The organism is Rhodoferax sp. LS1P39 (genome assembly GCF_056521425.1).
The window spans coordinates 139,463-164,785 of record NZ_JBWMAV010000005.1 but is presented as its reverse complement, the minus strand read 5'-3'; the positions used below and the strand labels follow the sequence as shown (position 1 = coordinate 164,785).

The following is a 25,323-nucleotide window of genomic DNA, read 5'->3' as shown; positions in this document are numbered from 1 at the left end:
GGGTGGGCTTTCTGTTTACCGGTTTGGTGGGTAGATATTACAGAAACAAGCTGTTGGACGGGTGAGTTGGAGCTGTCTACAGTCGCGTCCATCCCCCGAACCCACCCGCCCGCCACCATGTACGCCACGCTTTTCATGTCTTCCGATACCCCCCGTTTGCGCCTGGTGCCGGGGCTGGCGCTGTGCGCTGCGCTGGCGGCCTGCGCCATGGCGCTGGGCGGTTTGCCTGTGTTCCAGGCGCACGGCCTGGGCGCGCTGACCCTGGCCATCGTGCTGGGCATGCTGGTGGGCAATACCGTCTACCCGCGCTGGGCACCAGCCAGCGGCCCCGGCGTGCATATTGCCAAGCAGCGCCTGTTGCGCCTGGGCGTGGTGCTGTACGGACTGCGCCTGACCACCCACGACATCGCCAGCGTGGGCCTGGCCGGGGTGCTGATCGATGCGCTAGTGCTGGGCTCTACCTTGGGGCTGGCGTGCTGGGTGGGCACGCGCTGGCTGGGGCTGGACCGCAATACGGTTGTGCTGATTGGCATGGGCAGCGCGGTGTGCGGGGCCGCCGCCGTGATGGCCACCGGGCCGGTGCTGCGGGCCCGGGCCGAGCAGGTCACGGTGGCGGTGGCCACGGTGGTGGTGTTTGGCACGCTGGCCACCTTTGCCTACCCGCTGCTGTATACCCTGAATCTGCAGGCGCAGTGGGTGCCTGGTGGTGCGCACGGCTTTGGCATCTATATGGGCTCCACCATCCATGAGGTGGCGCAGGTAGTGGCGGCCGCGCGTGCCATAGCGCCCGAGGCCGCCGACGCGGCGGTGATCGCCAAGATGGTGCGGGTGATGATGCTGGCCCCGGTGCTGCTGGCGCTGTCGGCCTGGCGGGCCCGCGAGGATGAACAAGCTGCCCAGCAGCGGCTGGCCGTGCCGTGGTTTGCCCTGGGCTTCATCGGCATGGTGTTGTTCCATTCCTTGCAGTGGCTACCCGCAGGTGTGGTGGAGGTGCTCAACGGGGTGGACACGGCCCTGTTGGCCACGGCCATGGCGGCCCTGGGCGTGTCCACCCAACTGGGGGCCATCCGCCGCGCAGGCTTGCGGCCTTTGCTATTGGCCGGGCTGCTGTTTGCCTGGCTGGTGGTGGGCGGGGCGGGCATCCACCATGTGGTGGTAAGGTCGCTGGGTTGAATTGCTTTTTCGCTACCACCACCCAAGGAATTTTTACGATGTTCCCCAAATCCTTCGCCGCCGCCCTGGTTCTCGCCTTTGCCAGCCTGGCTGCCAGCGCTGCCGATGCCCCGGCCAAAGTGGTGGGTGGCGTGCTGGTCGGCCCCAATGGCATGGCGCTGTACACCTTTGACAAAGACCTGGCGGGCAACGGCAAGAGCGCTTGCAACGGCCCTTGCGCCACCCTGTGGCCACCGCTGATGGCCAGCGCCGCCGACCAGCCCCACGGCGACTTCAGCCTGGTCGCCCGCGAGGACGGCGGCAAACAATGGGCCTACAAGGGCAAGCCGTTGTACTTCTTCCAGACCGACAAGACGGCTGCCGACCGCAAGGGCGACAACTTCAAGGATGTCTGGCACCTGGTGAAATAAATTGTGCTATTTATTTGATAGCTTTTGGTGCTTATGGAATAAGCGCAGAGAGCCGATTTGGTTGGTAGTCTCAGCGCGGGCGGTGCATCTGGAATAGCTGCTCCGGCCCCACGTGGAAGTAGTCCGCCGGGCCGCCGCCGCGCAAAATGTGCCCGGCGTGGGCCGTGTCGTACACTCCGTCTTTGAGCAGTGCGGTGTCGATGTGCACGGCAACCACCTCGCCCAGCACCAGCCAGGTCGGCACCTTGTCGCCGTTGGCGGCTTGCAGCTGCACGATCTGCGTGGTGCGGCACTCGAACGCTACTGGGCTCTCCAGCACCCGCGGCACCGTCACCAGTTGCGATGCCACCGGCGTCAGCCCCGCCAGCCCGAATTCGCTCACCTCGGGTGGCACGGCGGCGCAGGTCTGGTTCATGGCCTCGGCCAGGCTGCGCGTCGCCAGGTTCCACACAAACTCCCCGGTCGCCTCGATATTGCGCACCGTGTCCTTGTAGCCCACGCTGGCAAAACCCACGATGGGCGGCGTGTAGTTGAAGGCGTTGAAAAAGCTGTACGGTGCCAGGTTCAGGGCCCCGGTGGCGCTGTGCGAGGCAATCCAACCGATGGGTCGTGGCCCGACGATGGCGTTGAACGGATCGTGCGGCAGCCCGTGGCCGTCGCGGGGTTGGTAGGAGTGGATGGGCATAGCGCGAAGATACCAGCCCGTTGAAGATCGTCGAGGCTTTACGCCGCTGGCCCCGCACCGTTCACCAGCACTTCTTCAAACTCGGCCAGCTCAAGGGCTATGGCGGCGTATTTCTTGGACTTGGCTTTGTTTTCGGCCCATTCGAGCGTGGCGGCTTCCAGGTCGGCTTTGTAGTGGGCCAGGGCGGCTTGCTTGGTCTTCTGGGTCACGGACTTGTCTGTGCTGGACCACAGGTCGATCAGCTCGCCCAGGCCGTTGTCGAAGTCGTCATAGGTTGCAAGGGGAATCCATTGGCCGTTGGGGTCGAACATGTGTGCTTTCGGTGATTGCATGGGACATAAAAAAAGCACTTAACCTGGAGGGATAAGTGCTTTTTAGTTTCTGGCTCCTCGACCTGGGCTCGAACCAGGGACCTACGGATTAACAGTCCGGCGCTCTACCAACTGAGCTATCGAGGAATACTTTTAAGTGAAATAAAAAGGGCCTACGGGTTGGCGTAAGCCCATTTTGAAATTTTGGCTCCTCGACCTGGGCTCGAACCAGGGACCTACGGATTAACAGTCCGGCGCTCTACCAACTGAGCTATCGAGGAATATTGCAGCCTCAAATTATAGCGTGGGAATTCAGCGTTTCTGCGCAGGTGCCAAAAACTTCTGGATAGCTGCGCCCAGCTCGGCTGCGGCCCGCTCGGGGTCTGCCGCTGCGGTCAATGCCCGCACCACGCCGATGGAGCCCACGCCGCTGGCCAGCACCTCGGGCAGTCGCTCGGTATCGATGCCGCCGATGGCGACCAGCGGGTAGTCGCGCAGCAGGCGGGCGTAGGCGGCCAGCCGGGCTGTTCCTTGCGGGGCGGTGGCCATGCGTTTGAGCGTGGTGGGAAACACGGCACCCAGGGCGATGTAACTAGGGCTGACGCGGTCGGCGCGCAGCATCTCGGCGTAGCCGTGGGTGCTGACACCCAGGCGCAGCCCTGCGGTGCGGATGGCATCCAGATCGATGGGCTGCAACACGTCCAGGTCTTCCTGGCCCAGGTGCACACCGTAGGCTCCGGCCTGGATGGCGGCCTGCCAGTGGTCGTTGATGAACAGCAGGGCGGGTGTGCCCTGCACGGCGGCCACGGCGGCTTGGATCTCGCGCTGGATGGCTTGCGCGTCATCGGATTTAAAGCGCAACTGCACCGTGGGCACACCGGCGCGCGCCATGCGGCCCACCCAGGCAGCATCGGGCAGCACGGCATACAGGCCGAGCTGCTGCGGGCAGGGCGGGAAGGCATCGTGGCGTGGCCAGGGGCGCAGGCCGAAATCCTCTGGACTGTCGGGCCAGTCGGCGGAGTTGCCGGTGCGTTCGATTTGCGCTTGCCAGGCCTGGGCGATGCAGGCGGCATCGACAAGGATGAAGCCGAGTTGCAGGCAGGCGCTGAGGCGTTCTGCATGGTCGGTAACGGGCAGGGCCATGTCGGCGTAGCGCGCGAGGATGTCGTTGGTCATGTTCATTCCTGCGCGTGGTGCCAGAACGGCGTGCCGAGCACCGGGGTGCTGGGTTGGGCGGCTTGCTGCTCCAGCATGGCACCGCCCAGAAAGGCGTTGCGCCCGGCCTGTACCGCATCGGCAAAAGCCCCGGCCATGCGCACCGGGTCCTGGGCCAGGGCGACGGCCGTGTTCAGCAGCACCGCGTCATAGCCCCATTCCATGACCTGGCAGGCGTGCGAGGGGCGGCCCAGCCCGGCATCGACCAGCAGCGGCACGCTCAGGCGTTCGCGCAGCACCTGCATGGCGTAGGGATTGATGGGGCCCTTGCCGGTGCCGATGGGCGCGGCCCAGGGCATGACGGCCTGACAGCCCACGTCCACCAGGCGCTGGCACAGCACCAGGTCTTCGGTGCAGTAGGGCAGCACCTTGAAGCCATCTTTCACCAGGCGGTTGGCAGCCTCTACCAGGTTCAGCGTGTCGGGCTGCAGGGTGTAGTCGTCGCCGATCAGCTCCAGCTTGATCCACGGCGTGTCGAACACCTCGCGGGCCATGTGGGCGGTGGTGATGGCTTCCTGCAGGCCGTGGCAACCGGCGGTGTTGGGCAGCACCGGCACGCCGGTTTGGCGCAACAGCTCCCAGAAACCATTGGTGGCCGCCTCGGGCTGGCCCAGATTCTGGCGGCGCAGCGACGCGGTCAGCATGGCGGGCCGGGCGCGGGCGATGGCGCTGCCCAGGATGCTGGGCGACGGATAGCGCGAGGTGCCCAGCAGCAGGCGGCTGGAGAAGCTTTCACCGTAAAGGATGAGGGGGTCTTGGGTCATGTTTCAGCCGCCGGTGACGGGGTGGATGATTTCGATGCGGTCGGCATCGTTTAGGGCGGTCTGCGGGTACTGCGCACGCGGCACAAAGCTTTTGTTGACGGCGGCGGCAAACGGCGGCTGGGCCTGCAGCAGCGCCACCGCGTCGGCCAGGGTGGCACCCACGGGCAGGGTGTGGGGGAGGTTGTTAATCAGGACGTTCATACGGTTTCTATAGCAAGCTTCCATTGATTCGCCAGCGCTGAATGCCCTTTTTCCATCAATTCCATCACCGCATCCAGCATCGCCGGGGCGATCAAAAAGCCGTGCCGGTACAGGCCGTTGATTTGCAGCACGCGGGTGCTGAGCTGGCGGATGGCAGGCAGGTTGTTGGGCAGGGTGGGGCGGCACTGGGTGCTGGACTCCAGGATGCGCGCCTCGCCAAAGCCAGGGTGCACGCTGTAGGCGGCGCTGAGCAGCTCCAGGCTGGAGCGCACGCTGATGGGCGACAGATCGTCGGATTCGATCTCGGTGGCACCCACCACAAACACATGGTTTTCTTTGGGTGCGATGTACAGCGGATAGCGCGGGTGCACCAGGCGCACCGGGCGGCGTAAATCCACTCCGGGGGCGTGCAGGCGCAGCACCTCGCCGCGCACCGCACGCAGGCCCGGCCATTGGCTGCGTGCGCCCAGGCCCCGGCAGTCGAAGACCCAGTCCGCCTGGCAGTCCTGCGGTGCGCGCGGGCTGTGCCAGTGCATGTCGACTCCGTGCTTTTGCAACTGCAGCAGCAGGGCGGTCAACAGCTGGCGGTTATCTAACTGGCCCTCGCCGGGCAGGTACAGGCCCTGGGCGAAGCGGGTGCCGATGCTGGGCTCCAGTTGGGCGATGGCGCTGGCATCCAGCGTCTGCGGTGCGGGCAGGCTGGGTAATTCTTGCCGTGTGTTCGCCAGCTGGTGGCTAAAGCGCGTGGCTTCCGCCGAATCTTGCCGGTGCCACAGGATCAAGGTGCCGTTTTGCTGGAAGAACACCGGTGCGTCAAGCTGCGCGATCAGCTCCGGCCAGCGCCGCAGCCCGTGCTGGCCCATTTGCACCACTTGTATTTCGGTGATGGCCGACTCGGCCAGCGGGGCCAGCATGGCGGCGGCGACACGGGCGGCCGCCCCTTCGGCATCCGGCCCACCGGCTTCAAATACCTGCACCCGGTGGCCCGCGCGTGCCAATGCCAGGGCCAGCAAGCGGCCCATCAGGCCTGCGCCGAGGATGGTGGTGGTGGGGCTGGTAGCCAAGTTAAGGTCCTATTCATAGCAGGACAAAACGAGGCTGAGTCGTTGATAGAAATCTCCCCACGCCAGTATTACCTGGATCGGGTATGAGGGTCTTTCTCAGTCCAGCCAACTTGGCCAGACACCCCTGTTTCATCCGTGGCGTGAATTACATCACACTCGTGCGCCGATAATTTCCGCATGACCAATCCACCAACTTCTCCCCGTTACCTGCGCCTGCTCTCCATTGCCGGGTCCGACAGCGGCGGCGGCGCGGGCATCCAGGCCGACCTGAAAACCTTCAGCGCCCTGGGCTGCTACGGCATGACGGCGCTGGCCGCACTGACGGCGCAAAACACGAGGGGTGTCACCGCCATCCACCCCGTGCCCCCCGCTTTTTTAAAAGCCCAGCTCCAGGCCGTACTGGACGATATCGGCGTGGATGCGGTGAAGATCGGCATGCTGCACTCCCCCGAAATGGTGGAGGTGGTGGCCTGGGCCATCGACCACTACCAGCTCAAAAAAGTGGTGCTCGACCCGGTGATGGTGGCCACCAGCGGCGACCGGCTGATGGCCCGGGAGACGGTGCAGGTGCTGGTGGACCAGCTCTTTCCCCGCGCCACCGTGGTCACGCCCAACCTCGACGAGGCCGCCCTGCTGCTGGGCCGTGGCGTGGAGGACGAGGCTGCATTGGAGCCCGCCGTGGCCGACCTGTTAGCCCTGGGCGCGCAGGCGGTGCTGGTCAAGGGCGGGCACCTGCCGGGCAACGCGGTGGTGGATGTGCTGGGCTTGGCGGACGGCACACGCCAGCGCTGGGAGTCGGTGCGCATCGCCACCCACAACGGCCACGGCACCGGCTGCACGCTGTCGTCCGCCATCGCCGTGTACCTGGCGCAGGGCCAGGCCTTGCCCGAGGCGGTGGGGCTGGCGCGGGCCTATATCCTGGGGGCGATCACCGGTGGTGCCCAGGTGCATACCGGGCACGGACACGGCCCGCTGAACCACGGCTTTGCGCCTGTGGCGATGCAGGTTCTCACCGGGTAAATTTATAAGAAATAGGCCGCTAGCGCTTATTTCATAAGCGCTAGCAGCTCCTATTTTTGTAGTGCGTAAGTAATCCGCAGCGGGCGGCTCATCCAGGCGGCCAGGTAGACCACGGCCAGCGTGGGCAGGGCCGCGCCGAACTGGGGTGCGTAGAGGGCCAGCAGGTGGTACAGGGCGATACCCGCCAGCCACAGCCCGGCGGCTACCGGCTCCACCAGGCGCTGCACCGAGGCGGTGGCGTGGCTGCCCAGGCGGCCCAGAATCACCCCGAACAGCGGCACAAACACCGAGCTCAGCATCAGCAAAAACGGCTCCAGGCTGTGGATGGGCAGCACCAGCGCCAACGCGGTACAGCCAACCGCCAACAGCAGGCCCCAGCGGCGGATGCTCAGCTTGGGGTGCAGGCTGTGGGCCGACACCGCGCCCGAGTACACGTCGCCATAGGCGTTGTCGATCTCGTCAAACAAGATCAGCCCCAGCGCCAGCAGGCCGCCCTGGGCGATCAACAGTGCGGTGACCAGGTCGGTGCCCGGTGCAGCCACGGTGACCACCACCACGCCCAGCGCGTAGCACCAGATATTGGCCAGCGCGTAGCCCAGCCAGGTGCCGGCCATGGCGGATTTGCCGCTGCGCCCATGGCGGGCGTAGTCGGCCACCAGGGGCAGCCACGACACCGGCATGGCGATCACCAGGTCCATGGCCGACAGCAGGCCCTTGCTGCCGTCGCCGGGGCGGCTCCAGAAGGCCTGCGCGTCACCGGCCAGCAGCTTCTGGGCAAACTGCCAGCTCAGCCACAGCAGCGACAGCACCACCAGCGGCAGGCCAAAGCGGCTGATGAACTTGCGCACCAGGGTCAGCATGGAGGCCGCCATCAAAGCGGTGAGCACCGCGCCCCACAGCAGGGTGGTGAGCAGCACGCCTTGGGTGCCGCTGAGGTTCCAGCCCAGGCTGCGTTGGGCGATGGCGGCGGTGCCGTCGCGCATGATGACCAGCTCGAAGGTGGTCCAGCCCACCAGTTGCACGATGTTCAGCAGCACCGGCAGCCGGGCAAAGCCGCTGCCAAAGGTGGCATGCATCAGCCCGGCGCTGGACAGCCCGCTGTCGCAGGCGATGCGCGCCACCCAGGCCAGCAGCCCCGCGCCCAGTACCGAGCCCAGCACGATGGCCAGCAGCGCCTGCTGCGTGCCCACGGCGGGCACCAGGTAGGCGCCGATCTGCATCACCAGCAGGCCCACGCCCAGGCTGAACCACAGGGCGGCGTGCGATGCGCCACTGAAAACACGGCCTGCGGCCGGGATCGGCGTCAGGGCTTCATTGTGAAAAATAGGTGAATGTGCCACTCATTTGCTCCATGCAAGATGCTGGCAGGGTGGCTTGAACCGCACGGCGTGCATGGCCGGAGAAGGCCGCCGTGGTAGAACTTGCTTCCCTGCGCGGGGATTACCCCAATCAGGTTCAAAGGGACTTTCTCAGTCGCGGCCCTGGAACAGATTCCACAGCCGCAACACCCCTAGCGATACCCCGCAGTGCTGCGGAGTGGGCGGATTCTAGCGCAGTGGCTTACATGTAGACACAAAATAGGCCTCCGGCGCAGATGCCATCGGCGCAAGCAGCTATCAAAACAATAGCCGTACAATCGGCTGCAGCCAGGTACGTGGTTCGTGCGCATCCGCCTTGGATGTCGGCCTTGCACCTCCCAGCCAAACTATTTATTCATCGCCCCATGGATGCACTCTTGATCCCCCACCGGCTCGCTGCCTGCGCCTTGCTGGGCCTTGCCTGCCACGCCATGGCCCAGACGGCCACCGCCCCCGATACGCCCCAGGTCGCTACACCTTCCGTGCCGTACCGCTGGCGGCTGGAAATCAGCCCGTACACCACCCACTTCAGCCCCAGCCCCGAACACCGCCATGTGGTGCTGGTAGGCCTGGAACGCGAATCCACCGTAGACAACAGCTTGGTGGGCCTGGCGCTGTTCAGCAACTCGTTTGGCCAGGAAAGCGGCTACCTGTACCTAGGCAAAAGCTACTACAACGTGTTTGAAAGCCTGCCCCAGGTGTATTTGAAGTGGTCGGCAGGCGTTTTGTACGGCTACAAGCCGCCCTATAACGACAAGGTGCCGCTGAACTACAAGGGTTTTTCGCCCGCCTTTGTGCCCGCCGTGGGCTGGCGCTTTGGCGATGGCTGGAATGCCCAGGTAGACCTGCTGGGCACGGCCGGGCTGACCTACTCGCTGGTAAAAGAGTTTTAAGCCGCTTTGGGCGCCACTTTTTAAGCCTTTGAAAAGCCCATTTTTTATGGGCTTTTTTGGGATCTGGTCGGCTGAAAAAATCGCCAGATTGCCGCACAATGAACGTATCTCCACCACGGTACGCCGCCATGCCCACAGCCGCTTTTTGCCCTGATGTGCGTTTGCCTCCACGCTTTGGCGCGGTGCTGGCCCTGCTGTGTTGCAACGGAGGGGCGTTGGCGCAGGATGCCGACGAGGCCGCCGCAGGGGCTCCGCAGCTGGAGCTGGCCACGCTGTCCATGCCAAACTTGCAGCGTGCCGATGCACGGCCCGATTCCCGCCTCACCCTGACTGGCTGGTCCGGCCCCGCAGACCGGGCGGGCTTTGGGCTGGGCGTGGGGTTGACGGCCCGGCAGCACAACCTGGCAGGGGATGGGCGCCATACCCCCGGTGGATTGGACCTGGGCCTGCATTGGCGCTCTGCCGACCGGGGCCAGGGCCGCGTGCGCATCGGGGTGTGGCAGCAGGTGGGCTCCTGGCCCGACCCTGTGCCGGGCATTGCCAGCCAAACCGCCAACCCCATGAACTACAGCACCCGGCTGGAGATGCAGTTCAGCGCCGCCAGTGCCCGCGGCATCCAGTTTGAGCTGGGCGGGGCCTTGGGCATGCAGCTCAACAAAAACGAACGGGTGGTGCTGCGCGTGAGCCGGGGTCGGCCCATGGTGTATTACCGGCTGCGCTTCTGATTCACACCCAGCCCATCGCACCCAGGGCCGCGCCAACCCCCAGCAGCCACAAAATGTGCACCTTGGTGCGCCACACCACCAGTGCGCTCAGGCCCGTCAACAGCCACAGCGGCCAATCACGCACCAAACCATGCTGGGCACTCGACAGCAGCCAGCCGGTGGCCAGCATCAGCGCAATCACGATCGGGGCCATGCCCTGCTTGAAGGCCCGCACCGCGCGCAGCTCGCGGTTGCGGTGGCCCCAGCGGGTGGACAGCCACATCAGCGTGGTGCTGGGCACCAGAATGCCCAGCATGGTGCAGGCCATGCCCAGCAGGGCTGCGCCGTAGCCACCGGCGTTCAGCCCCACGTTCCAGCCCATCAGGGCCACAAACAAAATATTCGGCCCCGGCGCGGCCTGGGCGATGGCAATCGACGTGTTGAACTGCTCGTCGGTCAGCCACTGCTGCTGTTCCACCAGAAAGCGGTGCATGTCGGGTGCGGCGGTGATTGCGCCGCCCACGGCCAGCAGCGACAGCGAGGTGAAGTGCCACCACAGGGCCAGCCAGTCCAGGCCCTGCATGGCGATGCTGTGCAGGCCGTTCATGCTGCCAGCTTGCGGTAGGTTTGCACGCAGGCCAGGCCGCCAATGGGCAGCAGCACGTAGGCCAGTGGCCAGTGCAGCAAGGCAATCGGCACAAAAGTCAGCACGCCCAGCAGCAGGCACAGCGCGACGCCCATCACATGGTGGCGCACCGCCCGCAACAGGCGCAGGCCGGTGGCGCAGATCAAGCCCGCCGCCACCGCGCCCATGCCGCGCAAGGCACCCACCACCGCCGGGTGCTCGGCGTACTGGGCGTACACCAGGGCCAGGGCCAGCACCACCAGCAGCGGCACGGCCAGCAGGCCGGTGGCGGCGGCCAGGGCCCCGCGCAGGCCGAAGTGGCGGTCGCCCAGCATCACCGACAGGTTCAGCACATTCGGGCCGGGCATGATTTGCGCCACGGCCCAGTCTTCGAGAAATTGCTCCTGGGTCAGCCAGCGTTTTTTCTCCACCATCTCGCGCTGCACCACGGCCAGCACGCCGCCAAAGCCCTGCAGGGCCAGCCAGGTGAAGGACAGGAACAGATCGGTGGGGGATTGGGGCTGTTGCGGGGCGGAAGCGGGAGTGAGAACTGTGGTGGGCGAAGATTGCATGCCCGGATTATCGCCACCGCCCCTGGGTTTGTCCTCCAAATGGAGGATGCGGGCTGCCCGCGCGGGGCTTGGATGGTGGCCCCAAGCTGGTGCGCTACGGTACATTGGCCCGGTCATCCACCCGCCCCCCATCCGCATGATTGAACGCACCCTTTTCAGCCCGGACCACGAAGCTTTTCGCGACAGCTTTCGCCGTTTTGTCGACAAAGAAATCGTGCCCTTCCACGCCGCCTGGGAAGAGCAGGGCTATGTAGACCGCAACGTCTGGCACAAGGCCGGGGCGAACGGATTTTTGTGCCCTTCCATGCCCGAGGAATGGGGTGGCTCGGGGGCCGACAAGCTGTATTCGGTGGTGCAGATCGAGGAGCTGGCCCGTGCGGGCATCACCGGCATCGGCTACAGCCTGCACAGCGAAATCGTGGCCCCGTACCTGTTGCATTACGCCACGCCCGCACAGAAAGCCAAATACCTGCCGCAAATGGCCAGCGGGGCCATGGTGGGCGCGATTGCCATGAGCGAACCCGCTGCCGGGTCGGACCTGCAGGGCATCCAGTCCACCGCCCTCCAGCAGCCCGACGGCAGCTACCGGCTCAACGGCAGCAAGACCTTCATCACCAATGGCTGGCATGCCGACCTGGTGGTGGTGGTGGCCAAGACCAACCCGGCGGCCGGGGCCAAGGGCACCAGCCTGTTTTTGGTGGAGCGCGGCATGCCCGGCTTTACCGTGGGCAAGCGCCTCAAAAAGCTGGGCATGAAGGCCCAAGACACCTCCGAGCTGTTTTTTGACAACGTGCACCTGGGGGCTGACCAACTGCTGGGCGGCAGCCTGCATGAAAACCGGGGCTTCGTATGCCTGATGGAGCAGTTGCCCTGGGAGCGCTTGCAGATCGCCATCACCGCCGTGGCCGCAGCCCAGGCCGCCATCGATTGGACGGTGGACTATGTAAAAGAACGCAAGGTGTTCGGCCAGCCGGTGGCGAGCTTTCAAAACACCCGCTTCACCCTGGCCGAGCTGCAGACCGAGGTGCAGGTGGCCCAGGTGTTCATCGACCGCTGCACCGAACTGCTGCTGCAGGACCGGCTGGACACCGCCACCGCCAGCATGGCCAAGTACTGGACCACCGACCTGCAGTGCAAGGTGATGGACCAGTGCGTGCAGCTCTTCGGTGGCTACGGCTACATGTGGGAATACCCCATCACCCGCGCCTACGCCGATGCCCGGGTGCAGCGCATCTACGGCGGCACCAACGAGATCATGAAAGAGGTGATTACCCGGGCCATGGGGCTGGGTTGATTGCTATATTTATGGTAGCTGCTCGTGCTTATGGAATAAGCGCAGAGGGCCTATTCTGTTTAAATTTTCTCGGTTGATACCGCGGTCACCGTGCTGCGCTCCACCAGATCGGCGCACACCGCTTCTACCTTGTTGGCCCAGGCCGCCAGGCTGTCGGGTAGCGCCTCGCCTGCGGCGGCGGCCCAGCGCCTGCGGGCTTCGCGCTCCACGGCACGCAGTTGCCAGGCCAGTTCACGGGTGATGAGCGAGAGCTCGTCGGCCAGCGGCCCGGTGATGGAGTCGGCATCCAGGCTTTGCAGCTGGTCGGGGGCCACACCCGACTCGATGATGGTGCGGTGGATGCGCGCGCAGCGCTCGCCGATGAACACCAGCCCGCCACGCCGCGCCGCCGACCAGCGCATGTCCTGCGCCAGCGCGGCGGGCCAGCCCAGCAGCGCCTGGTAAATCGCCTTGAGGTGGCGCACCGGGTCGGCCACCGGGTTGTCGATGCCGTCCACCTGGGGGGCATTGGCATCCGGGCGCTGCAACAGCGGCAGCATGCGGTTGATCAGTACGGTGTCGTAGCGGTGCCGGTTGGTGCGCAGCAACACCGACAAACGCAGCAGCGCGTGGCTGCGGCCAGGCCGCACCAGGGCCGCCACCACCTGCGCCAGCGAGACGATGCGGCCCCAGGCCCCGATGGCCGTGGCGGCCAGCCCGGCGGGATAGCCCGAGCCGTCCAGCACCTCGTGGTGTTCGCGCACGGCGCGCAGCATCTCCGTGCGGTACTCGGCGTGGCGCTCCAGCAGCAGCACGGAGACCAGCGGGTGTGAGTAGAGCTGGCGGCGCTGCTCGGGGCTGATCTCCGTGCTGGGCTCCAGCAGCACCGGGTCGATGTGCATCATGCCCAGGTCGTGCAGCAGCCCGGCGGCGCCCAGCATCACCAGGTCGGCGCGCTGTGCCAGCGGGCGGTTGCCCAGCCATACGGCGGTGAGCGCGGTGGCCACAAAGTAGCGAAACAGGCCGGGGTGCACATCGCGTACCACCGTCAGCTGGAAGGTGATGGCGGGCGGCAGCGGCACGGCCTCCAGGCAGTCCAGCAGCAGCTTGCGGTCCTCGGGCTTTTCGGCCATGCGCGAGAACACCAGGTTGCTGTCCAGCAGCTCTTCGCCAATGGCGCGCAGGCTCTTGCCGTGGATCGAGCCCTCGATATCGATCGCATCTTCGAGCGGGGTCGTGGGACGGTGCCGTACCAGGCGCTCGTACAGGCCGGGCGTGAGCTTGGCCCCTTTGTCCAGAATCTTGATGCCTTGCGCCCCCAATATTGGGCGGTTGGTCAACATGCCCCGGTCCGGACCTAGCTGTGACACCGCTTTGGCGAAATATTGGGAATCGGTAGCGGTGTCTGCCATAACGAGGTTTGTAACACAGACAAACTGGCGCAATCGGTGTATACGCGGTCTTTTCTGCCCGTTTACCGGGTGCAGAACGGTCTGAAAACCGGTGGGGCTGCGCGAAACCGCCCCAGCCCTTAAAATCGCGGGTTACTCCCAATTAAGACTTACGCAGCGCCCCTGTGTCGCCCTTCGGGCTTACAGGGGGAACTTGCGTTAGTCCTGCCAACAAAGCTCCTGAATGAACGCCCCCGTCGACGTTTCCTTTTTCGCGCGCGCCGCCAAGCCGCTGACCAGTTACCGCAAGTACTGGGCGGCCCGCTTTGGCACATCCAAATTTCTGCCGATGAGCCGCGCCGAGATGGACAAACTGGGCTGGGACAGCTGCGACGTGATCATCGTCACCGGCGATGCCTATGTAGACCACCCCAGCTTCGGCATGTCGGTGATAGGCCGCATGCTGGAGATGCAGGGCTTTCGTGTCGGCATCATTGCCCAGCCGGATTGGCAAAGCGCCGACCCGTTCAAGGCCCTGGGCAAGCCGAATCTGTTCTTCGGAGTGACCTCGGGCAACATGGATTCGATGATCAACCGCTACACCGCCGACCGCAAGATCCGCAGTGACGATGCCTACACCGCCGGTGACATCGGCGGCAAACGCCCCGACCGCGCCGCCATCGTCTACAGCCAGCGCTGCCGCGAAGCCTACAAGGATGTGCCCATTGTCCTGGGCGGTATCGAAGGTTCGCTGCGCCGCATTGCCCACTACGATTATTGGTCCGACAAGGTCCGCCGCAGCGTGGTGGTGGATGCCAAGTGCGACCTGCTGCTGTACGGCAACGCCGAGCGCGCCATCGTCGAAGTGGCGCACCGCCTGGCCGCCAAGGAGCCGGTGCAGAGCATCACCGATGTGCGCGGCACGGCGTTTATTCGCCGCAGCGACGACCCGACCGGGCGCGACTGGATTGAGATCAACTCCACCTCGGTGGACGCGCCAGGCCGCGTCGAATCGCACATCAACCCCTACCAGACCACCTCCGAGCAGGCGGCAGAGCAGGGCGCAAGCTGCTCCAAGGACGACGCGAATCCGCAGGGCGTGCCCGCAGAGGCTGTGGTCAAGATGAGCCCGTCGCTGGGCGATGCGCTGGCCCGTTCGCAAGCGCGGGAGCTGGCCAAGATCAAGGTGCCCGCGCGCGACCGCTCGGTGATCCGCCTGCCGTCCTACGAGCAGGTCAAGGCCGACCCGGTGCTCTACGCCCACGCCAACCGTGTGCTGCACCTGGAAACCAACCCCGGCAACGCCCGCTGCCTGGTGCAGGCCCACGGCGAAGGCGTGACGGCCCGCGACGTGTGGATCAACCCGCCGCCCATTCCCCTGACCACGGCCGAGATGGACACCGTGTTCGACCTGCCGTATGCCCGCAGCCCGCACCCGGCCTACGCGGACGAGAACGGCAGCCATGACGGCACGACCAAGATCCCCGCCTGGGAGATGATCCGCTTCAGCGTCAACATCATGCGCGGCTGCTTTGGTGGCTGCACCTTTTGCTCCATCACCGAGCACGAAGGCCGCATCATCCAGAGCCGCTCCGAAGAATCCATCATCAAAGAGGTGGAAGACATCCGCGACAAGGTGAAGGGCTTCACCGGCACCATCTCCGACCTGGGCGGCCCCACGGCCAATATGTACCGCCTGGGCTGCAAATCGCCCGAGATTGAGGCCGCCTGCCGCAAGCCCAGCTGCGTGTACCCCGGCATCTGCTCCAACCTGGGCACCAACCACGACCCGCTGATCAAGATCTACCGCCGCGCCCGCGCGCTCAAGGGCATCAAGAAGATTTTGATCGGCTCCGGCCTGCGCTACGACCTGGCCGTGCAAAGCCCCGAGTACGTGAAAGAGCTGGTAACGCACCACGTGGGCGGCTACCTGAAGATTGCACCCGAGCACACCGAGCAGGGGCCTCTCACCAAGATGATGAAGCCCGGCATCGGCAGCTACGACAAGTTCAAGACGCTGTTCGAGAAGTTCAGCCTGGAAGCGGGCAAGAAGCAGTACCTGATTCCGTACTTCATCGCCGCGCATCCCGGCACCAGCGACGAAGACATGATGAACCTGGCGCTGTGGCTCAAAAAGAACGGTTTCCGCGCCGACCAGGTGCAGACCTTCTACCCCTCGCCCATGGCCACTGCGACGACGATGTACCACAGCGGCAAGAACCCGCTGCGCAAGATCACCCGCGACAGTGAAACCGTGGACATCGTCCGTGGCGACCGCCGCCGCCGCCTGCACAAGGCCTTTTTGCGCTACCACGATGCCAACAACTGGCCGCTGCTGCGCGAAGCGCTGAAGACCATGGGCCGTGCCGACCTGATCGGCAACGGCAAGCACCACCTCATCCCCACCTACCAGCCGATGACGGACGGTGGCTACGAGAGTGCGCGCAAGAAGAACTCGACCACGGTGACCACCAAGGCATCGCCCGTCACCAAGGGCCGCCTGCTGACCCAGCATACCGGCCTGCCGCCGCGCGACAACGGCTCGGGCAAGTCGGCAAAGCCCGCCCGGCCTAGCTACAAATCCAAGGTATAAAAAGTGGCTCTCGTGCTTATTCCATAAGCGCGAGAAGCTACTATTTTGGTAGCAAGGGCCGCAAAGGCACTTCCCCGCCAAAGTTCTCCCCGTTCGCACTGGATAACTTTGGGGGTAACTCTGTACTTTATTTGTATGACCAAGTTAAGTCCTTGGTTTTAAAGGGGAAAGATTGCACTGCCTGTTATTTGGGCAGCATGCACCGAATGTGGCGGGATCGGTAGCCGGTCAGGCAAGCATCGGTTCCAGCCACAACAGCCAGCCCAGCAACAGCGCCAGGTGCAGACCCACCGTGCACCAGTACAGCGTAGCGAATGAGGGTTTGCGGGAACGGTAGCGCAGAACGGCCTGGGCCACGCCTGCACCCGGCCAGCCGCCCAGCAGGCTGAGTAGGTGCAGGATGGGCTCCGGGGTGCGCCAGCGGCTGGCGCGTGCAGGCTGCTGGCCTTTGGCGTACGCCAGCACGGTAAGCAGGTTGACTCCCAGCACCGCGGCCACCAGCCAGATCGGCAGGCGGTAGCTCCAAACCCCCCAGGCCCCCAGCACCACCCACAGAAACAGCAGCATCACGAACGGGCGGGCGCTGGATTTGCGCCCGATGTAGTGGCGGGGGCGGTGGGAATGCACATCGGCGTTGCCGCTGGCCGTGCTCACCCCGATGGCGCGGGGCTTGGTGTGGACCGAGGTGACTTCGTCGAACCACACGGTTTCGCCTTCTTTGGGTGCCGACGAACCGCGGTAGTCCTTGATGCGGAAAAGAATGTCGTAGCCCGTTTGGGGGCTGCGGATGAACCCCATACCGCGCGAGGTATTCCAGTGGTGGATCTTTCCCTTCTTTTTCATTCCATCACTCCGATGTGTACCGGGGTGAATTCTGGCCCTGTACGCCCGCGTGTATACGTCGGTTACATACTTTTACCGACCTGTATAGAGTGGTAGACCGACGTAGTTCTCTGCCAGCACGGTGGAGGCGGCGGTGGAATGCACCAGGTATTCCAGCTCGGCCTCCTGCATGCGCTGGCCGAACGGGCCGGTGTCGGGGAACTTGTGCATCAGCGTGGTCAGCCACCAGGAGAAGCGCTCGGCCTTCCAGATGCGGGCCAGGGCGCGCTGCGAATAGGTGTCGATGCCCGCCGCGCTTTTTTCGGCATAGAACTCGATCAGCGCGCCCGACAGGTATTTCACGTCGCTGGCCGCCAGATTCAGGCCCTTGGCCCCGGTGGGCGGCACGATGTGGGCGGCATCGCCCGCCAAAAACATGCGGCCAAAGCGCATGGGCTCGGCCACAAAGCTGCGCAGCGGGGCGATGCTTTTCTCCAGCGTGGGGCCGGTGACGATGCGCTCGGCCAGCTCGGGGTCGAGGCGGCTGCGCAGCTCGTCCCAAAAGCGTTGGTCGCTCCAGGCCTCCACCTTGTCGTCCAGCGGGCACTGCACGTAGTAGCGGCTGCGCGACAGGCTGCGCATCGAGCACAGCGAAAACCCGCGCTCGCTGTTGCCGTAGACGATGGAATGCGGCGAGACCGGTGGCACATCGGCCAGCACGCCCAGCCAGCCAAAGGGGTAGACCTTTTCATACTCGGTGACTGCGCCCTCGGGCACGCTGGCGCGGCAGACCCCGTGGAAGCCGTCGCAGCCCGCAATGAAGTCGCATTCCAGCTCGTAGTTCTGTCCGTCTTTTTGGTAACGCACCCGTGGCGTGGCGGTGTCGAAGTCGTGCACGCTGACCTGGGCGGCCTGGTACACGGTGGTCAGGCCTGCAGCACTGCGCGCATCCATCAGGTCGCGCGTCACCTCGGTCTGGCCGTAGGCCGTGACCACCTTGCCACCCGTGAGGCCGTGCACGTCAATCGCATGGCGCACGCCCGAGAACACCAGGTCGATGCTGTGGTGCACCACGCCCTCGGCCTGCACCCGCTCGCCCATGCCTGCCTCATGCAGCATGTCCACCGTGGTCTGCTCCAGAATGCCGGCCCGGATGCGGCCCAGCACGTAGTCGGGGCTTTGCCGCTCGATGATGACGTTGGCAATGCCCGCTTTGTGCAGCAACTGGCCGAGCAGCAAGCCGGACGGGCCTGCACCGATGATGGCAACCTGGGTACGCATGGAATGTCTCCTGAAAATATGGGCTCACCCCCCAGGCTGCAGTGCTTCGCATCTTTCTCCAACCCCCTTGCAGGGGGCAACACCAGCAGCCTGGCAAAGCCAGTTCTGCGGTGTTTCTGGTACGGAAGAGTCCTGTTTGCACGAGGGGCTGTTGCGGAACATTCATGTTAGGCTGCAACCCAGTCTGTTGCCAGTCTCCCAACACGCCTTTGTGCGATGATCGGCCTGCTTGTGCGATCACCGCGCAAAATGGAGCCGCCATGGAAATTCAAAAGGCCGATTTGATCGAGGGCATGGCCAAGGGCATGGCGGTGCTGGAGAGTTTTGACACCGAACGCCAGCGCCTCAACGCCACCCTCGCCGCGCAGCGCGCCGGGCTGACACGTGCCGCAGCCCGTCGCCACCTGCTGACGCTGGCGCACCTGGGTTACCTGGACACCGACGGCAGCTACTTCTGGCTGGCGGCCAAGGTGTTGCGCTTCTCGGGCAGCTACCTGGCATCGGCCCAGTTGCCGCGGGTGCTGCAGCCCACGCTGAACCGGCTGGCGGCGCAGACGCTGGAGTCGTTTTCGGCGGTGGTGCGCGACGGTGATGAAGTCGTCATCGTCGCAAGAAGCGGCAACGACCGCAGCGGCGGCCCGCTGCGCGTGCTGGCCTACGGCTTGCACCTGGGTGCGCGCCTGCCGGCCCACGCCACGTCCACCGGCAGGGTGCTGTTGGCCAACGAGTCCAAGCTCGCTTTCAACGCCTGGATGAAAAACCGCAGCCTGCCGCGCCTCACCGCCCACACCACCACCGACCCCAAAGCCTTCCGCGCCGCCATCGCCCAAGTGCGCGCCGACGACTTCTGCGTCGCCAGCGAAGAGCACGAACTCGGCGTGCACGCTCTGGCGATTCCCCTGCGCAACCTGCAGGGCAAAACGGTGGCCGCCCTGAACGTGGTCACCACGCCGCAGCGGCTGGAGCAGGAAGTGTTGCGCCGGGATCTGCTGCCGCTACTGCTGGAGGCGGCGCGGGAGCTGCGGCCATTGTTATGAGCCAAAAGTGCCGCTAGCGCTTATTTCATAAGCGCAACAAGCTATTTAAACAATAGCAATCATGCCTTCCCGGTCTGGAAAGTCCACCGGCAGCGGCGCAGGCCGTTCGCAGGTGGTTTGCAGGTGGACGAAGCGCCCCTCAGCAGCCGAGGCCAGCATCGCCTCCATTACCTCCAGACAGTGCAGGCCCAGGGCACCGCTGGCGCGGGCCGGGCGCTGCTGGCGGATGGCGTAAGCCATGTCCACCAGGCCGATGCCCCGGCTGTTGACCCGGTGGCTGGTCTCGCCAAAGCGGTGTTGTGCGGGCACGCGGATCCAATCCGGCTGCACTGCGGGGCGCGGCAGGCTTTTCCAGCGGTATTCGTCCACCGTGCGCAGCAGCACCTCGCCGCCAAACAGGTTGGGGCCGTCCACCGGGTCGATGTCGCGCAGGCAAATCGTGCCCTTGGTGCCGTAGATCTCCAGCCGGGGCAACTCGGAATCCCACACGTCAAAGCTGGCCAGCACGGTGGCAATCGCGCCATTGGCAAATTCGATGTTGCCGCTGATGTGCGTGTCCACTGCGACCGGTATTTCCGTGCCGCGCAGTGGTTCGCTGTGGACGCTGCGCGTGGCAAACGTGCGCTTGCCCATGGCGCAGCAGCGCGTGGCCGGGCCCAGCAGCGACAGCAGTGCGGCGATGTAGTAGGGGCCGATGTCCAACAGCGGGCCGCCGCCGCTCTGGTAGAAGAAGGCGGGGTTGGGGTGGAACCACTCGTGCCCGTGGCTGACTACAAAGGCGCTGGCCCCGGTGACTTCGCCGATGCGGCCCTCATCGATCAGCTGGCGGCAGGTTTGCAGGCGGCTGCCCAAAATGGTGTCGGGCGCGCAGGCCACCACCAGGCCGCGCTCGGCGGCCAGCGCCAGGATGTCGGCGCCCTGGGCCACGCTGGTGGCCAGGGGCTTTTCGGTGTAGACGTGTTTGCCCGCCCGCAGCGCGGCCAGGGTCAGCTCGCCATGCACGGCGGGCAGGGTGAGGTTGAGCACGATGTGGATGTCGGGGTCGGCCAGCAGCTCTTGCGCCGTGGCGTAGGCGCGGGCCATGCCGTGCTGGGCGGCCTTGGCCTGCGCCTTGGCCAGGTCGCGGCCCGCACAGGCCAGCACGTGGACCAGCCCGTACTTTTGCAGGTTCTGGATATAGACATCGCTGATGTCGCCGATGCCCAGGACTCCGATGTTGAAAGCGGTCATGGTGTCTCCACGATGTTCGAAAAGCCCAGGTGCGCCGCCAGGGCTGCCACGATGATGGCGTGGTCGTCGCGCGAGGGCAGGCCGGACACGCCAATGGCCGCCACCACGCCCACGCCCCGCACCCGCACCGGGAAACCACCGCCGTGCGCTGCGTAGTCGGCGGTGTTCAGGGCCGCATCCGGCCAGGCGCTGCGCTGCTCGGCTTCCAGCTGCAGCTTCACCCGCAGGCTGGCGGCGTGGCAACGCATGGCCAGATTGGCTTTGCGCCGTGCCCAGTCGGCGTTGTCGGGGTGGGAGCCGGGCAGGGCGCTGAAATACAGCTGGCGCGTGCCGCTGCGGATGTCGATCACCACCGGGGCCTGGCGCTCCAGTGCGGCGGCGCGCAGAGCGGTGCCGAGGGTGTAGGCGGTGGTTTCGTCAAAAACGGGCAAGACCAGCGTGTCTTCTTGCTGGAGAAGGGCATCGAGAGGGGACAAAGCGGGCTCCTGGTAAGAGAGCCGATTCTGAGTAGCCACAGGGCCGCTGCCAATGCCCAAGACACGTATGCAGCCTCAACATTTGATTGAGGATCAGCTCGTCTTCAACGCATCCACCATGAAGTCGATAAAGCAGCGCACCTTGGGTGCCGGGTGGCGCGCCGACGGGTAGACCGCATGGATGGGCCGCGCCACCGACCCCCAGCCCGGCAGCAGCGCCACCAGCCGCCCGGCGGCGATGTCCTCGGCCACCTCCCATTCCGACTTGAACACCACGCCCGCACCACCCAGCGCCGCCCCGTGGGCTGCGTCGCCCGCGTGGGTGTGCACGGCGGCGCTGATCTGCAGGCTGCGGCTCTGGTCGCCGCACACCAGCGCCCAGGTTTTGATGGCCGGGTCGCCAAACACGATGCAGCGGTGCCGGGCCAGGTCTTCGGGCTGCAGCGGCAGGCCGTGGCGGGCGATGTAGCTGGGCGCGGCGCAGAGCACGCGGCGGTCCATGCCGATGGCGCGGGCCACCAGGTCGGAATCGGGCAGCGCGCCCTGGCGGATGGCGATGTCGATGCCGTCTTTCACCAGGTCCAGCGTGTCGTCGGTGCCCACCAGCTCCACCTGCACCTGCGGGTACAGGTCCAGAAACCGGCCCAGGCGCGGCGCAATCTGGCGGCGGGCAAAGGCGTTGGACGCGGTGATGCGCAGCAGGCCAGAGGCACCGCCGCGCCGCAGGGCCACCGCATCTTCGGCGCGCTGCACCTGTTCCAGCAGCGCCTGGGCGTGGGGCAGAAATTCGCGGCCCTCGGCGGTCAGGCTCAGTTGGCGCGAATTGCGCTGCACCAGCCGCGCGCCCAGGGCCGACTCCAGCCGCTGCAGGCGTTTGGACACCACCGCCAGCGACAAATCCAGATCGCGCCCCGCGGCAGACAGGCTGCCCAAGGCAGCAATGCGGGCAAAAGCGGTGATGTCGGCAACGTGGTCCAGGCGGTGCATGGGCCACAGCGTACTGCATCGCCGGGCGGGTGCGTGGTGAATGCTATGCAAATAGTAGCTTCTCACGCCCTTGGAATAAGCGCTGGAGGCCTATTTCTTATCAATTTCTGCGCTCCGTTAAACTGTAAGCCCATCCAGCTTTTGATTTTGCCGCAGCCCATGTCCCCCGAACACACCGCCCAATCCGCCCTTGCCGCGTTCGACAAAGTCGTCAGCGCTGCGGGCGACTTCCGCAGCCGCCCTGGCCAGCGGCTGATGGCGCAGCGGGTGGCGCAGACCTTCAGCGAAGCTACGCTGGGCAAGATGGAAAACGAGGACGACACCCCGTTGCGCTCGATCGCCGTCATCCAGGCCGGTACCGGCGTGGGCAAGTCGCTGGCCTACTGCGCCCCGGCCATCGCCGTGGCCCTGGCGCGCAAGACGCGGGTGCTGATCTCTACCGCCACCGTGGCCTTGCAAGAGCAGCTGGTCACCAAGGACCTGCCCGCGCTGGCCGCGCTGATGGACGAGCCGTTTCGCTTCGGCCTGGCCAAGGGGCGCGGGCGGTATGTGTGCAAACTCAAGCTGTCGCGCCTGGCCGGGGAGGGCGGGGCGGACACCGAGGACGATAGCGACATGTTTGCCGATGAACTGGCCGCCGCCAGCTTTGTGCGCCACGACGAAGAAGCCCGCATGCTGCAGTACGCCAGCCTGGCGCGCGATTTGTCCACCGCCGCCTGGGACGGCGACCGCGACAACCTGGCCCAGCAGCCCGATGCCGACATCTGGCAGCCCATCGCCGCCGAGGCCAGCAGCTGCACCGGCAAGCACTGCCCGGCCTTCAACGGCTGCACCTATTTTGAAAAGCGCAAGGAGCTGGTCGGCGCGCAGGTGATCGTGGCCAACCACGACCTGCTGCTGTCCACCCTGGGCACGCGCACCTTGCCCGAGCTGGACAACTGCCTGCTGATCCTGGACGAAGGCCACCACCTGCCCGCCGTGGCGCTGGACAAGTTCTCTACCGCCATGGACCTGAGCCGCCTGGGCTGGATCGACACCCTGGCGGGCCGCGCCAAGCGCATCGGCAGCCTGATGGGTGTGTCCGAGGTGGCCGACGTGGGCCGTTATGCCTCGCAGCTCAAGCAAACCCTGGAAGACATCGCCAAAACCGTGTCTACGCTGTACGCCGAGGCGCTGCGCGCCCCCCCCAGCGCCTTTGGCCCGGCCCGGGTGCGCCTGCCCAAGGGCGAGCTGCCGCCCGAGCTGGTGGAGCCGCTGGGCATGGTCAGCGTGATGGCCGAGAGTTTTCTGGGTGTGCTCAACGACATCGCCAAGGCCCTGCGCGCCGAGATGAAGGACGCGCCCAACGAGGCGCGCCGCCTGTCGGTGCTGTACGCGCAGCTGGGCATGCTGTCGCCCCGGCTGGAATCGGTGCACGCCACGGCGCAGTTGCTGCTGCAGGAATCCGAGCCGCCCCGGGCCCCGGTGGCCAAATGGTTCACCCTGGCCGAGACCGATGGCCGGGTGCAGATCAAGGCCTGCGCCAGCCCCATCTTGCCGGGCTCCACCCTGCGCCACCAGCTCTGGGCGAACGTGCGGGCGGCGGTGGTCACCTCCGCCACGCTCACCAGTTGCGGCGAGTTCGATTTCTTTTTGAAAGAAACCGGCCTGAAAGATGACGAGGCCACCACCACGCTGGAGGTGGTCAGCCCCTTTGATTACGCCACCCAGGGCCAGTTTGTCACCGTGCAAACCCTGGCCGACCCGCGCAACGCCAGCGCCTTTGTGGCTGAGATGGTGCTGGCCCTGGTACGCGACCTGGCGCAGGTGCAGCACGGCGCGCTGTGCCTGTTTACCTCACGCGACCAGATGCGCCAGGCGGTGCTGGCTCTGCCCGACGCGCTGCGCCCCCAGGTGCTGGTGCAGGGCGACCTGCCGCGCATCCGCCTGATGCAGCAGCACCGCGAACGCGTGGGCGCGGGCGAGGTGTCCATCATCTTCGGCATGCAAAGCTTTGGCGAAGGCCTGGATTTGCCCGGCCAACTGTGTGAAACCGTGTTCATTGCCAAGCTGCCCTTTGCCTCGCCCGACGACCCGGTGGGCGAGTCGCGTGCCGAATGGCTGCGCGGCGTGGGCCGCGACCCGTTCAGCGAACTGGTGGTGCCCGCCACCGCCATCAAACTGGCCCAATGGGCGGGCCGCGCCATCCGCACCGAGACGGACAAATCTTTCGTCTACTGCTACGACAAACGGCTCAGCGACACCAGCTACGGCCAGCGCCTGCTGCAAGGCCTGCCGCCGTTTGCGCGCAAGCGGCTGGATGCACAGGGGCGCGTGTTGGCGTAAATTACAAGAAAGACACCGGAGGAGACACCATGCGTTTTGGACTCATCGCCCACCGCCTGCACCGCCAGGGCTCGGACAGCAGCTTGCTGCGTTGGCTGCAGGCCGCAGAGCCCGCTGTGCGTGGCCTGAATTTGGCACTGCATGCCGTAGGTGGTACCTATGACGCGGTGGAGCGCTATGGCCTGCTGGACCAGTTTCCAGGGCTGGTGCGCTACCCGAACGGGCATTCGGGCGGGCTCACGCGGCTGGTGTCGCACATCGTGGGTGGCGTGCAGCCGGGGCAGGCGCTGGACGGGGTGATTTTTCTGATCGACCCGGTCGATCCGTCTTCACTGTTCCCTGAGGCGCAGGCCCTGAAGCGGCAGTGCGTGATCCACGGCAAGCCGTTTTTGGCCACCGAGGCCGCGGCCTTGGAGTGGCTGCAGATCGAGGCGCTGCAGGCTGGTCTGCCCATCGCCCAGGCCCCCGGCGCGGCGCTGCTGCAGGCTATGCCCGCACAGGTGGTGGCGCTGATCGCCCACGATGCCCTGAAAACCCAGATGGTGGAGTTTGCGGGCACGCAGTTTGACCTGTTGTCGCGCTTTGCCGAGCGGGTGGCCACCGGCACCACCGGCGGCCTGCTCAACGAGATGGCCTGGAGCCGGGGCTGGCCTGCGGGCACTCCCTGGGTCACGCCCTACCGCAGTGGGCCACTGGGCGGCGACGCGCAAATTGCCGAACGCGTGTTGGACGGCACCTGCCACAAGGTGATCTTTTTTGAAGACCCGCACGTGGCCCGCCAGCACGAGGCCGACATCCAGCTGATGGAGCGCGCCGTCTGCAGTGCCAGCGACCGCACAACCTGCATGAATTCCCCCGCGATGGCCTGGCGCTGGGCCGAGGCACTGGCCAAAGTGACCGGTTGAACGCGCCA

At 65.6% G+C, this 25,323-nt stretch carries 25 protein-coding genes, 2 tRNA genes and 2 riboswitches; of the genes, 10 read left to right on the top strand and 17 right to left on the bottom strand.

The window, feature by feature from the left end:
* The first annotated feature begins 117 nt into the window (after window positions 1-117).
* Both AC097O_RS10815 and AC097O_RS10810 read left to right on the top strand, forming a co-directional pair.
* Window positions 118-1,173: a YeiH family putative sulfate export transporter gene (locus tag AC097O_RS10815; RefSeq protein ID WP_479592779.1), complete on the top strand. Its 1,056-nt coding sequence runs from the start codon at window positions 118-120 to the stop codon at window positions 1,171-1,173.
* Between the two features lie 38 nt (window positions 1,174-1,211).
* Window positions 1,212-1,583 (top strand): COG4315 family predicted lipoprotein, encoded by a 372-nt coding sequence (locus tag AC097O_RS10810; RefSeq protein WP_479592778.1) that lies wholly within the window; start codon window positions 1,212-1,214, stop codon window positions 1,581-1,583.
* Between the two features lie 70 nt (window positions 1,584-1,653).
* Here AC097O_RS10810 and AC097O_RS10805 read toward each other — a convergent pair whose 3' ends face one another.
* The 8 genes from AC097O_RS10805 to thiO form a co-directional block, all read right to left on the bottom strand.
* A complete protein-coding gene (locus AC097O_RS10805) occupies window positions 1,654-2,268 on the bottom strand; it encodes a flavin reductase family protein (RefSeq protein WP_479592777.1) in 615 nt (204 codons plus the stop codon).
* A 38-nt stretch (window positions 2,269-2,306) separates the two neighbouring features.
* Complete coding sequence (locus AC097O_RS10800; protein ID WP_479592776.1) at window positions 2,307-2,579, bottom strand: hypothetical protein; 273 nt, start codon at window positions 2,577-2,579, stop codon at window positions 2,307-2,309.
* Between the two features lie 71 nt (window positions 2,580-2,650).
* Window positions 2,651-2,726, bottom strand: a tRNA-Asn gene (locus tag AC097O_RS10795).
* 58 nt (window positions 2,727-2,784) lie between these two features.
* Window positions 2,785-2,860, bottom strand: a tRNA-Asn gene (locus tag AC097O_RS10790).
* Window positions 2,861-2,891: 31 nt separating this feature from the next.
* The gene (gene thiE, locus AC097O_RS10785) at window positions 2,892-3,722 is read right to left on the bottom strand and encodes a thiamine phosphate synthase (RefSeq protein WP_479592919.1); all 831 of its coding nucleotides are present in this window, start codon (window positions 3,720-3,722) and stop codon (window positions 2,892-2,894) included.
* Window positions 3,723-3,757: 35 nt separating this feature from the next.
* Window positions 3,758-4,558, bottom strand: coding sequence for a thiazole synthase (locus AC097O_RS10780; protein WP_479592775.1), 801 nt, complete (start codon window positions 4,556-4,558; stop codon window positions 3,758-3,760).
* A 3-nt stretch (window positions 4,559-4,561) separates the two neighbouring features.
* On the bottom strand, window positions 4,562-4,759 hold the full coding sequence (gene thiS / locus AC097O_RS10775) for a sulfur carrier protein ThiS (RefSeq protein WP_479592774.1): 198 nt from the start codon (window positions 4,757-4,759) through the stop codon (window positions 4,562-4,564).
* Entirely contained in the window at window positions 4,756-5,823 is a 1,068-nt protein-coding gene (gene thiO, locus AC097O_RS10770; RefSeq protein ID WP_479592773.1) for a glycine oxidase ThiO, read from the bottom strand. The genes thiS and thiO overlap by 4 nt, the downstream gene beginning before the upstream one ends.
* A 37-nt stretch (window positions 5,824-5,860) precedes the next feature.
* A riboswitch (TPP riboswitch) is annotated at window positions 5,861-5,959 on the bottom strand.
* Between the two features lie 41 nt (window positions 5,960-6,000).
* Between thiO and thiD the strand changes: the two genes are divergently transcribed.
* Complete coding sequence (gene thiD / locus AC097O_RS10765) at window positions 6,001-6,843, top strand: bifunctional hydroxymethylpyrimidine kinase/phosphomethylpyrimidine kinase (protein WP_479592772.1); 843 nt, start codon at window positions 6,001-6,003, stop codon at window positions 6,841-6,843.
* Between the two features lie 50 nt (window positions 6,844-6,893).
* Here thiD and AC097O_RS10760 read toward each other — a convergent pair whose 3' ends face one another.
* Window positions 6,894-8,183 carry a purine-cytosine permease family protein gene (locus AC097O_RS10760; RefSeq protein ID WP_479592771.1) on the bottom strand — a complete coding sequence of 430 codons (1,290 nt, stop codon included), beginning with the start codon at window positions 8,181-8,183 and terminating at the stop codon, window positions 6,894-6,896.
* Between the two features lie 69 nt (window positions 8,184-8,252).
* A riboswitch (TPP riboswitch) is annotated at window positions 8,253-8,365 on the bottom strand.
* A 201-nt stretch (window positions 8,366-8,566) separates the two neighbouring features.
* Here AC097O_RS10760 and AC097O_RS10755 point away from each other — a divergent pair.
* Window positions 8,567-9,094, top strand: a complete 528-nt coding sequence (locus AC097O_RS10755) for an ABC transporter ATP-binding protein (RefSeq protein WP_479592770.1) — start codon at window positions 8,567-8,569, stop codon at window positions 9,092-9,094.
* Between the two features lie 128 nt (window positions 9,095-9,222).
* Window positions 9,223-9,819: a hypothetical protein gene (locus tag AC097O_RS10750; RefSeq protein WP_479592769.1), complete on the top strand. Its 597-nt coding sequence runs from the start codon at window positions 9,223-9,225 to the stop codon at window positions 9,817-9,819.
* A gap of 1 nt (window position 9,820) precedes the next feature.
* On the opposite strand, the gene AC097O_RS10745 is transcribed toward AC097O_RS10750, so the two are convergent.
* A complete protein-coding gene (locus AC097O_RS10745) occupies window positions 9,821-10,405 on the bottom strand; it encodes a chromate transporter (protein ID WP_315183986.1) in 585 nt (194 codons plus the stop codon).
* A complete protein-coding gene (locus AC097O_RS10740) occupies window positions 10,402-10,995 on the bottom strand; it encodes a chromate transporter (RefSeq protein WP_479592768.1) in 594 nt (197 codons plus the stop codon). Before AC097O_RS10740 ends, AC097O_RS10745 begins: the two co-directional genes overlap by 4 nt.
* A 136-nt stretch (window positions 10,996-11,131) precedes the next feature.
* On the opposite strand from AC097O_RS10740, the gene AC097O_RS10735 reads away from it, so the two are divergent.
* Complete coding sequence (locus AC097O_RS10735; protein ID WP_479592767.1) at window positions 11,132-12,289, top strand: acyl-CoA dehydrogenase family protein; 1,158 nt, start codon at window positions 11,132-11,134, stop codon at window positions 12,287-12,289.
* A 59-nt stretch (window positions 12,290-12,348) separates the two neighbouring features.
* Here AC097O_RS10735 and AC097O_RS10730 read toward each other — a convergent pair whose 3' ends face one another.
* Window positions 12,349-13,611 carry an HD-GYP domain-containing protein gene (locus tag AC097O_RS10730; protein WP_479592766.1) on the bottom strand — a complete coding sequence of 421 codons (1,263 nt, stop codon included), beginning with the start codon at window positions 13,609-13,611 and terminating at the stop codon, window positions 12,349-12,351.
* A 292-nt stretch (window positions 13,612-13,903) separates the two neighbouring features.
* Here AC097O_RS10730 and AC097O_RS10725 point away from each other — a divergent pair, with 292 nt between their 5' ends.
* Window positions 13,904-16,252, top strand: a complete 2,349-nt coding sequence (locus AC097O_RS10725; protein WP_479592765.1) for a YgiQ family radical SAM protein — start codon at window positions 13,904-13,906, stop codon at window positions 16,250-16,252.
* Window positions 16,253-16,480: 228 nt separating this feature from the next.
* Here AC097O_RS10725 and AC097O_RS10720 read toward each other — a convergent pair whose 3' ends face one another.
* Both AC097O_RS10720 and pobA read right to left on the bottom strand, forming a co-directional pair.
* Window positions 16,481-17,095 (bottom strand): DUF1294 domain-containing protein, encoded by a 615-nt coding sequence (locus AC097O_RS10720; RefSeq protein ID WP_479592764.1) that lies wholly within the window; start codon window positions 17,093-17,095, stop codon window positions 16,481-16,483.
* A gap of 72 nt (window positions 17,096-17,167) precedes the next feature.
* A complete protein-coding gene (pobA, locus tag AC097O_RS10715) occupies window positions 17,168-18,355 on the bottom strand; it encodes a 4-hydroxybenzoate 3-monooxygenase (RefSeq protein WP_479592763.1) in 1,188 nt (395 codons plus the stop codon).
* A gap of 260 nt (window positions 18,356-18,615) precedes the next feature.
* Here pobA and AC097O_RS10710 point away from each other — a divergent pair, with 260 nt between their 5' ends.
* Window positions 18,616-19,392, top strand: a complete 777-nt coding sequence (locus AC097O_RS10710) for an IclR family transcriptional regulator domain-containing protein (RefSeq protein ID WP_479592762.1) — start codon at window positions 18,616-18,618, stop codon at window positions 19,390-19,392.
* 45 nt (window positions 19,393-19,437) lie between these two features.
* Here the strand turns inward: AC097O_RS10710 and AC097O_RS10705 are convergent, their stop codons facing one another.
* The 3 genes from AC097O_RS10705 to AC097O_RS10695 form a co-directional block, all read right to left on the bottom strand.
* Complete coding sequence (locus AC097O_RS10705; RefSeq protein WP_479592761.1) at window positions 19,438-20,622, bottom strand: Gfo/Idh/MocA family protein; 1,185 nt, start codon at window positions 20,620-20,622, stop codon at window positions 19,438-19,440.
* Window positions 20,619-21,098: a heme-degrading domain-containing protein gene (locus tag AC097O_RS10700; protein WP_479592760.1), complete on the bottom strand. Its 480-nt coding sequence runs from the start codon at window positions 21,096-21,098 to the stop codon at window positions 20,619-20,621. Before AC097O_RS10700 ends, AC097O_RS10705 begins: the two co-directional genes overlap by 4 nt.
* A gap of 93 nt (window positions 21,099-21,191) precedes the next feature.
* Window positions 21,192-22,085: a LysR family transcriptional regulator gene (locus tag AC097O_RS10695; RefSeq protein WP_479592759.1), complete on the bottom strand. Its 894-nt coding sequence runs from the start codon at window positions 22,083-22,085 to the stop codon at window positions 21,192-21,194.
* 159 nt (window positions 22,086-22,244) lie between these two features.
* On the opposite strand from AC097O_RS10695, the gene dinG reads away from it, so the two are divergent.
* Both dinG and AC097O_RS10685 read left to right on the top strand, forming a co-directional pair.
* Window positions 22,245-24,410, top strand: coding sequence for an ATP-dependent DNA helicase DinG (gene dinG, locus AC097O_RS10690; RefSeq protein WP_479592758.1), 2,166 nt, complete (start codon window positions 22,245-22,247; stop codon window positions 24,408-24,410).
* A 29-nt stretch (window positions 24,411-24,439) separates the two neighbouring features.
* The gene (locus AC097O_RS10685) at window positions 24,440-25,315 is read left to right on the top strand and encodes a methylglyoxal synthase (RefSeq protein ID WP_479592757.1); all 876 of its coding nucleotides are present in this window, start codon (window positions 24,440-24,442) and stop codon (window positions 25,313-25,315) included.
* The last annotated feature ends 8 nt before the right edge of the window (window positions 25,316-25,323 follow it).